Annotated in this window: 11 protein-coding genes and 2 pseudogenes; 2 read left to right on the top strand and 11 right to left on the bottom strand. The window is 68.9% G+C overall.

Features of this window, described 5'->3' with window-relative positions; all coding sequences use genetic code 11:
* Positions 1 to 62 precede the first annotated feature (62 nt).
* The 10 genes and pseudogenes from H9L41_RS13790 to prpB all read right to left on the bottom strand — a co-directional run bounded on the left by H9L41_RS13790 (position 63) and on the right by prpB (position 7,870).
* Complete coding sequence (locus tag H9L41_RS13790) at positions 63 to 536, bottom strand: Lrp/AsnC family transcriptional regulator (RefSeq protein ID WP_028446827.1); 474 nt, start codon at positions 534 to 536, stop codon at positions 63 to 65.
* Between the two features lie 320 nt (positions 537 to 856).
* On the bottom strand, positions 857 to 1,378 hold the full coding sequence (locus H9L41_RS13785) for a hypothetical protein (RefSeq protein WP_028446828.1): 522 nt from the start codon (positions 1,376 to 1,378) through the stop codon (positions 857 to 859).
* A gap of 121 nt (positions 1,379 to 1,499) precedes the next feature.
* A complete protein-coding gene (locus H9L41_RS13780; protein ID WP_028446829.1) occupies positions 1,500 to 1,871 on the bottom strand; it encodes a VOC family protein in 372 nt (123 codons plus the stop codon).
* Positions 1,872 to 1,947: 76 nt separating this feature from the next.
* Positions 1,948 to 2,307 (bottom strand): DUF4256 domain-containing protein, encoded by a 360-nt coding sequence (locus tag H9L41_RS13775; RefSeq protein WP_245589229.1) that lies wholly within the window; start codon positions 2,305 to 2,307, stop codon positions 1,948 to 1,950.
* A gap of 52 nt (positions 2,308 to 2,359) precedes the next feature.
* Positions 2,360 to 2,494: pseudogene (locus tag H9L41_RS26190) on the bottom strand (DUF4256 domain-containing protein); the annotation flags it as partial.
* A gap of 282 nt (positions 2,495 to 2,776) precedes the next feature.
* A complete protein-coding gene (locus H9L41_RS13770) occupies positions 2,777 to 4,228 on the bottom strand; it encodes a bifunctional 2-methylcitrate dehydratase/aconitate hydratase (protein ID WP_028446830.1) in 1,452 nt (483 codons plus the stop codon).
* A gap of 218 nt (positions 4,229 to 4,446) precedes the next feature.
* A complete protein-coding gene (locus H9L41_RS13765; protein WP_028446831.1) occupies positions 4,447 to 5,082 on the bottom strand; it encodes a hypothetical protein in 636 nt (211 codons plus the stop codon).
* A gap of 101 nt (positions 5,083 to 5,183) precedes the next feature.
* Positions 5,184 to 6,329 (bottom strand): bifunctional 2-methylcitrate synthase/citrate synthase, encoded by a 1,146-nt coding sequence (prpC, locus tag H9L41_RS13760; RefSeq protein WP_028446832.1) that lies wholly within the window; start codon positions 6,327 to 6,329, stop codon positions 5,184 to 5,186.
* A 52-nt stretch (positions 6,330 to 6,381) separates the two neighbouring features.
* Positions 6,382 to 6,951 (bottom strand): GNAT family N-acetyltransferase, encoded by a 570-nt coding sequence (locus H9L41_RS13755; RefSeq protein WP_028446833.1) that lies wholly within the window; start codon positions 6,949 to 6,951, stop codon positions 6,382 to 6,384.
* Positions 6,951 to 7,870 (bottom strand): annotated as a pseudogene (gene prpB, locus H9L41_RS13750) (methylisocitrate lyase). Before prpB ends, H9L41_RS13755 begins: the two are co-directional and overlap by 1 nt.
* Before the next feature lie 525 nt (positions 7,871 to 8,395).
* Here prpB and prpR point away from each other — a divergent pair.
* A complete protein-coding gene (prpR, locus tag H9L41_RS13745) occupies positions 8,396 to 10,294 on the top strand; it encodes a propionate catabolism operon regulatory protein PrpR (RefSeq protein ID WP_034607381.1) in 1,899 nt (632 codons plus the stop codon).
* Positions 10,295 to 10,562: 268 nt separating this feature from the next.
* Here the strand turns inward: prpR and fdxA are convergent, their stop codons facing one another.
* A complete protein-coding gene (gene fdxA / locus H9L41_RS13740) occupies positions 10,563 to 10,901 on the bottom strand; it encodes a ferredoxin FdxA (RefSeq protein ID WP_028446836.1) in 339 nt (112 codons plus the stop codon).
* A gap of 78 nt (positions 10,902 to 10,979) precedes the next feature.
* Between fdxA and gluQRS the strand changes: the two genes are divergently transcribed.
* Positions 10,980 to 11,903 (top strand): tRNA glutamyl-Q(34) synthetase GluQRS, encoded by a 924-nt coding sequence (gene gluQRS, locus H9L41_RS13735; protein ID WP_051319145.1) that lies wholly within the window; start codon positions 10,980 to 10,982, stop codon positions 11,901 to 11,903.
* Positions 11,904 to 12,019: the final 116 nt, after the last annotated feature.

Raw genomic sequence — 12,019 nt, 5'->3', positions numbered from 1 at the left:
GGCTGGGCGGACGCGGCGCGAAGCCTCCGCTGCGGCCGGAGCTGCGCCTGCGGCAGGCCCGGCTAGATCTGCACCGACGGCACCCACTTCATGCAGCGCAGCGCGAACATCGAGCGGCTGTGGCGGATGCCGGGGATGCGGTAGAGCTTTTCGCGCAGGAAGCGCTCGTAGCCGGCCGTGCCTTCGACCGCGACCTTGACCAGGTAGTCGTAGTCGCCCGAGACCAGATAGGCCTCGAGCACTTCGGGCAGCGCCGCCAGCTCTTCGCCGAAGCGCGCCAGCGCATTGTCCTCGTGGCGGTCCAGCGTCACCTCCAGCAGCACCGTGTCGGCCAGGCCGAGCTTGCGCTGGTCGATCAGGGCGACGTAGCCCTGGATATAGCCCTCGCTCTCGAGCGAACGGGTGCGGTTCCAGCAGGCGGTCGGCGACAGGCCGACCTGTTCGGCCAGCTCGGCATTGCTGAGCCGGGCATTGTCCTGCAGCGCACGCAGGATCTTGCGGTCCTGGCTGTCGAGCGGACGGTTCTTGGCTGTCATGCGATTCCTTGTGAACGTTCTTCCGGTTATCGAATTTAACACGGATGAATGTTCTGCATTTCATGCCGATCGGGTCGCAAGAGAGAAGCCTATTCCGCGCCCGGAGCGGTACATTTCCATCCACGCAATCCATGTCCGTGCAGCCTCTGCAGCCCACGAAGCCGACCGGACCGGCCTGGCGCCTACCGGCACCGGGCGCCACTGCCGGCCGCATCCGCGGCCAGCGCGGCAGGGCGGCGGCCGCGACGAGCGGCCGCATCCTGCCGGCGGACAGGGAGCGTATTCAGGTGGGCGATACGGACGGGGAGGAGGGGGAACGCTCAGCCGGCCAGCAAGGCCCGGATCTCGTCGACCAGCCGATCGGCCTGGCCGGCGTCGCGCGATTTGGCGATGGCGGCGCGCAGGTCGCCGAGCAGGCCCAGCAGCTCCTCGCGGTTGGCCGCCTTTTCCACCTTGAGCGTGAAGAACAGCGCCTTGAGCCCCATGTGGTCGGCCGCGGCCTTGTTCATCAGGCGGGTCGCCTCCTGCAGGCGGGCGAAGGCATCGGCCGGCGCTGCCGCGGTGTCGCCGGCCGGCCCGGTCGGGGCGGCCGAAGCGGCCGGCGATGACGGCGAGGCCGGGGTTGCGCCGTCGGCGGCGACCAGGCCCAGCGTCAGCAGCGTGGCGAGGCCATCGTCCGGCGCACCGAGCGCCCGGCCCAGCTCGCGCAGCTCGGCACCGCCGCGCTTGCCGTCGACCTGCAGCAGCAGGCTGCGCAGCCGCGGCGTCAGCGCCGGGCAGCGGCTGCGGTCCTGCAGCGCCTGCCCGCCGGCTTCGGTCTTGTGGAAGATTGCCTCGCTCATCGCTGCGCTCCTGTCTCCTGGAATATCGTTTTATGCCGATGTCTTCGCTACGGCCCATCGCAAAGGTAGCACAGGGCGGATGCGCCGCAAGCCGGCGAGGGCGTCCCGCGCGTGCCGGCGCCTAGACGTGCTGGTCCAGCAGGATGGGATTGCCGTCGGGATCGACGACCATGAAGCTCGCCGGTCCCTGGCCGGTCTCGTCGGCCTCGGTCGCGATCGGCACGCCCTGCGCCTTCAGCCGGCGCTGCAGCTCGCGGATGTCGGTGAACTCGCCGAGGCGGTCGGCGTTGCCGTCCCAGCCCGGGTTGAAGGTCAGCATGTTCCGCTCGAACATGCCCTGGAACAGGCCGATCACGCAGTCGCCGTTCTTCAGGATCAGCCAGTTCTGCGCGGCGTCGCCGGCGAAGACCTCGAAGCCGAGCTTCGCGTAGAAGGCCTGGGACGCCGCGATGTCCTTCACGGCCAGGCTGACCGAAAAGTTGCCGAGTTGCATGTCTGCTCCTTGTCGAGGACGGAAGCGGGGATCGCCCGGTCTGTCGAATCGTAGGCGATCGCGTCTGGAACGGCCTTCAGACGACCAGCGCGGCCCGGAAGCCCCGGGCCGCGTAGTAGGACTCCGCGCCGTTGTGATAGGTGAACACCCGGCCGTAGCGCCGGTCGCAGAACAGCGCGCCGCCGCGTGCGCGCAGCTCCGGCGGCGTATCGATCCAGCTCGACGTCTTCAGGTCGAATTCGCCCAGCTGCTGCAGCGCCCGGTACTGTTCTTCGGTCAGCAGCGCGACACCCATCGCGGCGGCGCGATCGGCGGCGCTGTCCGCCGGCTTGTGCGCCTTGCGCGCATCCAGCGCCGCGCGGTCGTAGCAGAGGCTGCGGCGGCCGGCCGGGCTTTCGGCCGAGCAGTCGCAGAACCAGATAGCCGCCCGTCGCATCGTCGCGGCCGATCACGTCCGGCTCGCCGCCGCTCGCTTCCATGTCGTGCAATGACTTCAGCGCGGCGGGATGGGCCTCCAGCCTGGCCCGTACCTCGGTCCAGGCCAGGCCGGCGTGCCGTTGCGCGTGCCGCTCGAAGCGGGTCTTCAGGGTATGCAGCAGCGCTTCACGTTCTTGCGCGTTCATGGTTTTCGAGGCTTCCGGGTTCGATGGGTTGGGCGAGCGCATTGCACGGCGGGCGGCGTATAGGGGACACGGCTTCTCTTGTGGCGTATTGGCCTGGGCCACGGCCGACCGGGCCTGGTCCGGCCTTGGACGCCGCCGGCCGGTCGAGGTTTCGCGGCCGGGGGAATCCGCTCGCCGACGGTCCGCTCCGCCGCGGTCGCGGACAGGGAGGGCGCCGGACATACGAAAAAGGGGAGGCCTAGAAGCCTCCCCTTTCTTCGCCGTGGCGCGAACGAGGCGCCGTCAGATCACCATCAGATCGACGAACTCGTTCACCGGCGTGGCTTCGAGCTTGGCCTGGTCCTGGCACAGCGCGTAGATCGCCTCGGCCTGCTTGGGCGGGAACTGGCGCGCCAGGTTGGTGCGGAACTTGGCCTCGAGCACCGGGATGCCCTCGGCGCGGCGGCGGCGATGGCCGATCGGGTATTCGCAGACTTCCTCGGCCAGCACGGTGCCGTCGTTCAGCTCCACGGTCAGGCCGTTGGCGATCGAACGCTTTTCCGGATCGTGGTAGTCGGCGGTGAACTGCGGATCCTCGACGCAGACGATCTTGTCGCGCAGCACGTCGATGCGCGGGTCGATCGCGATGCCGTCCTCGTAGTCGGAGGCGGTCAGGCGGCCGAAGATCAGCGGCACGGCCACCATGTACTGAATGCAGTGGTCGCGGTCGGCCGGATTGTTGAGCGGGCCCTTCTTGTCGATGATGCGGATGCAGGCCTCGTGGGTGCGGATGGTGATCTTCTTGATGTCGAACACGCTCTTGCCCATGGCAGCCAGCTTGGTGTGCAGCGTCATCGCGCATTCCACCGCGGTCTGCGAGTGGAACTCGGCCGGGAAGCTGATCTTGAACAGCACGTGTTCCATCACGTAGCTGCCGTAGGGACGCTGGAACTTGAACGGCTGGCCCTTGAACAGCACGTCGTAGAAGCCCCAGGTCTTGGCGGTCAGCACGCCCGGATAGCCCATCTCGCCCTTGAGGGCGATCAGCGCCAGGCGCACGGCGCGGCTGGTGGCGTCGCCGGCGGCCCAGCTCTTGCGGCTGCCGGTGTTGGGGGCATGGCGGTAGGTGCGCAGGGCCTGGCCGTCGAGCCAGGCGTGCGACACCGCGTTGATCACTTCCTCGCGCGTGCCGCCCAGGAGCTTGGTGACCACTGCGGTCGAGGCGACCTTGACCAGCACGACGTGGTCCAGGCCGACGCGGTTGAAGCTGTTCTCCAGCGCCAGCACGCCCTGGATCTCGTGCGCCTTGATCATGGCGGTCAGCACTTCGCGCATCTGCAGCGGGGCCTTGCCCTGCGCCACGCGGGTGCGGCTGAGCCAGTCGGCCGCCATCAGGATGCCGCCGAGGTTGTCGGACGGGTGACCCCATTCGGCCGCCAGCCAGGTGTCGTTGAAATCGAGCCAGCGGATCATCGCGCCGAGGTTGAAGGCGGCCTGGATCGGGTCGAGCTGGTGCTGGGTGCCGGGCACGCGGGCGCCGTTGGGCACCACGGTGCCGGGCACGACCGGGCCGAGGAACTTGGTGCAGGCCGGGTATTCGAGCGCTTCGAAGCCGCAGCCCAGCGTGTCGATCAGGCACAGGCGGGCGGTGTCGTAGGCCTCGTCGGACTGGATCTCGTAGTTCCAGACGTAGTCGGCGATGTCGACCAGGACCTGATCGGGGTCGGGGCGGACGTTGGAGATATGGGCGGACATGACAGATCCTTGTTTGGGAGCTTTGGACAAAACACCTCGCGAGCCTCGGCGAGGTTCCCTCGGATCGCCCGCGAGGTCTCCGGCTGTGCGGGGACCCCGGGGCGGCGAGGGCGGGGGAGTGAATCGATCGGCGGCGAGCCGGACGAATCGCCGCGGACTGGCCGGGTGCCGGGCTGAAAATCGACTGCCTGGCCGGCCCGGTATTCCTCGGTATTTCTCTATCGGAAGGTCTGGGCCCGGTTGAGCCCGATCATCGGTAGATGGGTGTTGATTTCCTGCAGGATGAGCTTGGCCTCCTCGCTGCCGCGCGCCTTGGCCACCGCCTCGGTCAGCGCCACCAGCGCCAGCCGCAGCTCGGCCTCGGTGTCGCAATGGCTGATACGGCGCTTGAGCAGCACGCCCTTGAGGCCGACATGCTGCTCGACCACGCGGCGCATCTCGGCCGCGACCGGGCGCAGGTGTTCGGGCAGCTTGGCCGAGACCGGCAGGTCGGGCAGCTCGTCGGCTTCGGGCTCGGCTTCGGCCGCCGCCTGGGGCGTCGCCGCCGGCTCGGGTGCCGCGGCCGGCACCGCGACCGGAGCGGCGACGGCCGTTGCCGTCGGCGCTGCCGGTTCGGGTGCCGGCTGCGCTTCCTCGGTGCCGGGCACCACCTCGGCCAGCCCCTGCTCGAGCAGCCGGTCGACCAGCTCGGCCGGATTGCCCAGCGAGACCGCCAGGGCCTTGAGCTGGTCGATGGACTTGTTGCCGTCGACCTGCAACAGCAGGGTCCGCAGCCGGGCCGGCAGCTTGTGCTCGCCCTCGCGGATCTGCAGTGCCTGCAGGCCGGCCTCGCTCTTGCGCAGTATCGCGTTCAACGTCTTGTCTCCCTTGTGTCGTGTCCGCGCCGGCCCGCTCCGTGATGGCTGCGGGACAGCGCGGCAAAGTTAGCACAAGAGCCGGTGCGCCACATGCCGCCTCAGCGTTTCGCCAGCGGCACGAATTCCAGGTTTTCCGGGCCGATGTAATTGGCGCTCGGACGAATGATCTTGCCGTCGATGCGCTGCTCGATCACGTGGGCGCTCCAGCCGCTGGTGCGCGCGATCACGAACAGCGGTGTGAACATCGCGGTCGGCACGCCCATCATGTGGTAGCTCACCGCGCTGAACCAGTCGAGGTTGGGGAACATCTTCTTGACCTCGGCCATCACGCTCTCGAGCCGCTCGGCGATGTCGAACATCTTGCTGTTGCCGGCTTCCTGCGACAGCGTGCGCGCCACTTCCTTGATCACCACGTTGCGCGGATCGCTGACGGTGTAGACCGGATGGCCGAAGCCGATCACCACTTCCTTGCGCTCGACCCGGGCGCGGATGTCGGCCTCGGCCTCGTCCGGCGTGTCGTAGCGCTTCTGGATCTCGAACGCGACCTCGTTGGCGCCGCCGTGCTTGGGGCCGCGCAGCGCGCCGATCGCGCCGGTGATGGCGCTGTGCATGTCCGAGCCGGTGCCGGCGATCACGCGGGCGGTGAAGGTCGAGGCGTTGAACTCGTGCTCGGCGTAGAGCACCAGCGAGGTGTGCATCGCCCGCACCCAGCTGTCGGACGGCTTCTTGCCGTGCAGGAGATGGAGGAAGTGGCCGCCGATGCTGTCGTCGTCGGTCTCGACCTCGATGCGGCGCCCGTTGTGGCTGAAGTGGTACCAGTACAGCAGCATCGAACCGAGCGAGGCCATCAGCCGGTCGGCGATGTCGCGTGCGCCGGCGGCGTTGTGGTCGTCCTTCTCGGGCAGCGCGCAGCCGAGCGCCGACACCGCCGAGCGCATCACGTCCATCGGGTGGGCGGCGGCCGGCAGGGCCTCGAGCACGGCCTTGACGCTGGCCGGGATGCCGCGCAGCGCGCGCAGCTTCTGCTTGTAGCCGGCCAGCTCGGCCGCGTTGGGCAACTTGCCGTGCACCAGCAGGTGGGCGATCTCTTCGAATTCGCAGGCGGCGGCCACGTCGAGGATGTCGTAGCCGCGGTAGTGCAGGTCGTTGCCGGTGCGGCCGACGGTGCACAGCGCGGTATTGCCGGCGGCGACGCCGGACAGCGCGACGGATTTCTTGGGCTTGGGCAGGACTGCTTCGGTCATGCGGTGTCTCCTGTTGTCATGACGATCCCGGCTGGGGCCGGGCGATGCGTGTTCAGGCCGCCGGCCGGCGCGTGGCCAGCCAGTCGGCGCGGTCGATGCGGTAGAGCAGGTGGCGCTGCAGCGGATGGCCGGCCGGCAGGCGCGGATGGTCGAAGTCGGCGGCCGGGTCGCGCCGCATGCCGATGCGTTCCATCACCGCGTGCGAAGGCCGGTTGTCCATGACCGCCAGCGCCACGATCTGCTCCAGGCCGAGCGTGCCGAAACCGTGGTCGAGCGACAGCCGCGCCGCCTCGGTGGCGTAGCCGCGGCCCCAGCAGCTCGACGCGAGCCGCCAGCCGATCTCGACGCAGGGCGTGAAGTGGGCCTCGAAACTGGTGCGCAGCAGCCCGACGAAGCCGGCGAAATCGGCCACGCCGGGAATCTCCAGCGCCCAGAAGGTGAAGCCTTCGCGCTCGGCATGGGCACGCAGCCGGTCGGCCGCCTCGCGCGATTCCTGCGCGCTGAGCAGGTCGGGGAAGTAGCGCCGCACTTCGGGATCGGCATTCATCGCCGCCCAGGCGTCGAGGTCCTCGTCGCGCCAGTCGCGCAGGATCACGCGCTCGCCGCGCAGTTCGAACGCCATCAGCGCTTCTCCGCCGCGAACAGCGCATCGAGCTTCTGCTCGTAGTCGTGGTAACCGAGGTGGTCGTACAGCTCCATGCGGGTCTGCATGCTGTCGAGCACGTTCTGCTGGGTGCCTTCGGCGGCGATATGGCCGTAGACGTTCAGCGCGGCCTTGCTCATCGCGCGGAAGGCCGACAGCGGGTAGAGCATCATGCTGACGCCGACCGAGCCGAGCTGGTCGCGGGTGAACAGCGGGGTCTTGCCGAATTCGGTGATGTTGGCCAGCACCGGCACCTTCACGGCATCGACGAAGGCCCGGTACATCTCGAGGCTTTCCATCGCCTCGGGGAAGATCATGTCGGCGCCGGCCTCGACGCAGCGGCAGGCGCGCTCGATGGCGGCATCGAGCCCCTCGACCGCCAGCGCGTCGGTGCGCGCCATGATCACGAAGTCCGGATCGGTCTTGGCGTCGACAGCGGCCTTGACCCGGTCGACCATCTCCTCGGCCGACACGATGGCCTTGCCCGGCCGGTGGCCGCAGCGCTTGGCCAGCACCTGGTCCTCGATGTGCACCGCCGCGGCGCCGGCGCGGATCATCTCGCGCACGGTGCGGGCGATGTTGAAGGCGCCGCCCAGCCGGTGTCGATGTCGACCAGCACCGGCAGCGCGGTGCGGTCGGTGATGCGGCGCACGTCGATCAGCACGTCCTCGAGCGTGGTGATGCCGAGGTCGGGGATGCCGCAGGAGCTGGCGGCCACGCCGCCGCCCGACACGTAGAGCGCCTTGTGGCCGCTGTGCTCGGCCAGCAGCGCGGCATAGGCATTGATGGCGCCGACGATCTGCAGCGGTTTCTCGGCTTCGACGGCAGCGCGGAAACGCGCGCCGGGGAGGACAGGGCCATGGTGCTTCCTTGGGCGAAGAGGCCGGCAGCAGTGCAAAAGCCGCGCCAGGCCGTGACGGTGAGCGGGATTGCAACGGAAAGTCGCGTCGAATCATGAGCATAGATCGTCGGGTGCACTGCGGTGGCCCGTCGAGTGGCCCGCTGATCGGGTTTCTTGCTGAAATCGAATGTTACATCGATGAAACGATTGTTGCCTCGAGGGACCGGGATCGCACTGCTTCGATGGCGGCGTGGCTTGGTCTGAAGCTTTGCTTGCGGAATATGGCGATCGCAAGGGTTCGCTAAGGAACTAGGGAGGGAAAGGAAGCAAGCCCCTCTCCCTTGCACGGGAAAGGGGTTGGGGTGATGGCCGGTTCTACGAAGAGCCCCGCTCATTCGACCCCGCAGGCCCATCCCGCGAGCGGGAGAGGGACGAATGGCAAGGTTCGACGGCAGCTTGGTCCACCTCCCCGGGCGCGGGAAAGGGGCGCTCACCGGGCGGAGCGTGCCAAAAGATAAAAGCTTGCCCGGCAATGCGATTGTTCATAATCTGAAACATTCCGGTTTCGCAATTGAATCGATCATGGCCCGTCAGCCCATTCCCCAGTTCGGCGTTGTCGCCACTCGCGCGTTGGCCGACATGGTGCGCAATCTCGCCTCCGGCCTCGGCCGCCGCTTCGAGCTGCGGCTGATCGAGAAGAGCGCCGAAGAGGCGATCCCGGTCGCGCGCGAAATGGCGCAGGCCGGCCTCCTGGACGCGGTGATCGCGGCCGGCCGCGGCGCCGAGGTGCTGCGCGCCGCGCTCGACGTGCCGGTGACGCAGATCCCGGTGACCGGCTACGACATCCTGCGCGCGCTGGCCGAGGCGCGCCGCCATAACCCGCGCGCGGTGCTGCTGACGCGCAGGCGGCTGGCCGGCGAATTCGAAGTGCTCAAGCCGCTGCTCAATTTCGAGCTGACGCCGCTCTTGTACGACGGCGACGATGACGCGCGCCGCCATCTCGACACCCTGTCGCGCGCGGTGCGGCCGGTGGTGGTCGGCTCGAGCCAGATCGTCCACCTGGCCAGCCAGTACGACCTGCCTGCGGTACTGATCTATTCGGTCGAATCGGTGATGGCGGCGTTCGAATCGGCGCTCGAGCTGACCCGGGTGGCCAGTCTCGAGGAGGCCAAGCGCGAGCGGCTCGACCGCATCCTGGAAAGCCTGTCGGAAGGCGTGGCGGCGGTCGACCTCGACGAGCGGGTGCAGGCGATCAACCCGGCGCTGGCCGGCCTGGTCGGCGTGGCGGCCGAGTGGGCGGTCGGCCGGCGCCTGTCGGAACTGGCGCCGGCGCTGTCGCTGGCCGGCGTGCTCAAGAGCGGCGAGCCGCGCCGCGACGAGGTGGTCACGGTGGCCGGCCGCAAGCTGGTCACGCAGCGGCTGCCGCTGTTCGAAGCCGGCCAGCAGTCGGGCGCGGTGCTGACGCTACAGGAATCGGCCGCGATCGAGCGCGCCGATCGCAAGCTGCGCGCCGAAGCGCGCAAGAGCCCGTTCCGCGCGCGCTACGCGCTGGCCGACGTGCTCGGCGAGTCGCCGCTGATCGAGGCGGCGCGCGAGCTGGCCACCCTCTATGCCGGCTCCGATTCGTCGGTGCTGATCGAGGGCGAATCGGGCACCGGCAAGGAGCTGTTCGCCCAAGGCATCCACCAGGCTTCGCGCCGTGCCGAGGGGCCTTTCGTCGCGCTCAACTGCGCGGCTTTCCCGGAGAGCCTGCTCGAGTCCGAGCTGTTCGGCTACGAGGAGGGCGCCTTCACCGGCTCGCGCCGCGGCGGCAAGCCCGGCCTGGTCGAACTGGCCGACCGCGGCACGCTGTTCCTCGACGAGATCGGCGACATGCCGCTGCCGCTGCAGACCCGGCTGCTGCGCGTGCTGCAGGAGCGCGAGGTGCTGCGGCTGGGGGCCGGCGAGCCGATCCCGGTCGACGTGCGGGTGATCGCCGCCACCCATGCCGAGCTGCGCGCCGCGGTCGAGGCCGGCCGTTTCCGCGCCGACCTGTATTACCGGCTGGCCATCCTCACGCTGCCCTTGCCCGCGCTGGCGCGCCGCGGCGGCGACGTGCGGCTGCTGGCGTTGCGGCTGGCCGGCGATGCGCTGGCGCGGCTGTCGGCCGAGGTGCCGGCCGAACGGCTGGTGGCGCCGCTGCTGTCGGTTGCGGATGGTTACGGCTGGCCCGGCAACGTGCGCGAATTGCAGAACGTGGTGGAGCGGCTGGCGGTCTTCCTGCGCGCGGCCGGCCGGCTGCTCGATGCCGACGTGCGCCGGCTGGCGCCCGAATTGACCGGCCGCGCCGGCGGCGACGATGCGGCGCTGGCCGCCACCACCGAGCAGGTGCGCCGTAGCCACGTCGAGGCGGTGCTGGCCGAATGTGGCGGCGACCGCACCGTGGCGGCCGAACGGCTGGGGATCAGCCGGACCACGCTGTGGCGCCTGCTGCGCCGCTGAGGCGGCAAATCTAAAAGATGCACCGCAGAGGACGCGGAGGGCACGGAGAACAGCAAGTTCGGTGAAGCCGACCGCGGGCAGTGAGCCGAGCCAGGCCGCTTTTCCTCCGGGCCTCGGCGTCCTCTGCGGTGAAAGTTTTTCTCGCGCCGCGCAATGGAGGCGATGGTCACCCAGCCGGCGCACTGTGCTCATACGAATTCGCACCGCCCGAAAAGCAACAAGCCCGGTCGGGTCCGGGCTTGTCGTGGTGCGGCGGGCGGCGCGTCGATCAGGCGCCGTTGCGGTCCAGCTGCGACAGCTTGCCCGTCACGCCGGCCCACTGGTCGTGGTCGGGCAGCGGGTCCTTCTTCTCGACGATCGGCGTCCAGTTCGGGCTCTTGGAGAGATCGGCGTTCAGCTGGATATAGATCTGCTGGTCGGCCGGCACGTCATCCTCGGCATAGATCGCTTCGACCGGACATTCGGCCACGCACAGCGTGCAGTCGATGCACTCGTCGGGATCGATCACCAGGAAGTTCGGGCCTTCGCGAAAGCAATCGACCGGACAGACATCGACGCAGTCGGTATATTTGCACTTCACGCAGGCATCGGTCACCACGTAAGTCATTTCTCTTTTCCTCGATTTTGCGGCGCGCTAAAACGACCGCGATTGTAGCAGAAGCCCCCTCCCACTCTCCCGTTCGGCATGGTTATTACCAAAGATGCGCCCCGCATAAGTGCGGCCTACGTCGGCCGTTTCGCCCCGAGCCCGACCGGGCCGCTGCACCACGGCTCGCTGCTCGCCGCGGTCGGCAGCTACCTGGAGGCGAGGGCGGCCGGCGGCCGCTGGCTGTTGCGCATCGAGGATCTCGACCCGCCGCGCGAAATGCCGGGCGCGGCCTGCGGCATCCTGCGCACGCTGGAAGCCTACGGTTTCGAATGGGATGGCGAGGTGGTCTACCAGAGCCGCCGGCTCGACCACTACCGCGCCGCGCTCGACCGCCTGGTGGCGGCCGGCCTGGCCTATCCTTGCGCCTGCACCCGTCGCGAGATCGCCGATTCGAGCCTGCGCGGCATCGACGGTCCGGTCTATCCCGGCACCTGCCGCGCCGGCCTCGCCGCAGGCCGGGCGCCGCGTGCCTGGCGCCTGAGGGTGGGCGAGGGCGAGACCGGATTCCTCGACGCGGTGCAGGGCTGGCAGTCGCAGGTGCTGGCGCGCGACCTCGGCGACTTCGTGCTGCTGCGCGCCGATGGCTACTTCGCCTATCAGCTGGCCGTGGTGGTCGACGATGCGCTGCAGGGCGTCAGCCACGTCGTGCGCGGCGCCGACCTGCTCGATTCGACGCCGCGACAGATCTATCTGCAGCAGGCGCTCGGCAGTCCGCTGCCCGGCTATGCGCACCTGCCGGTGCTGACCAACGCGGCCGGCGAGAAGCTCAGCAAGCAGACCCGCGCACCGGCGCTCGAAATCGAGCGCGCCGGGCTCGAGTTATGGCAGGCGTTGACGATATTGGGCCAGCAGCCGCCGGCCGGGCTGCGCGGCGCGGCGCCGGCGGAGGTGTGGCGGTGGGCGTTCGCGCATTGGCGGCTCGGTGTCGTACCGCGGCAACGCGCCATCATGGATGGGTAGATGACCTGGGTAAGTTTCACGCCAATGTCATGTATCCATTGAAATATAATGGGCAAATTTACGCGGGTTTTTATTTGGCCCAAACCGTGTCTAAACTCAGGTGGCGCCTGAGCTTG

The organism is Chitinimonas koreensis, assembly GCF_014353015.1.
Lineage (GTDB): Bacteria > Pseudomonadota > Gammaproteobacteria > Burkholderiales > Chitinimonadaceae > Chitinimonas > Chitinimonas koreensis.
The sequence above is the reverse complement of the archived record's forward strand: the minus strand, read 5'-3'. Positions and strand labels throughout refer to the sequence as shown.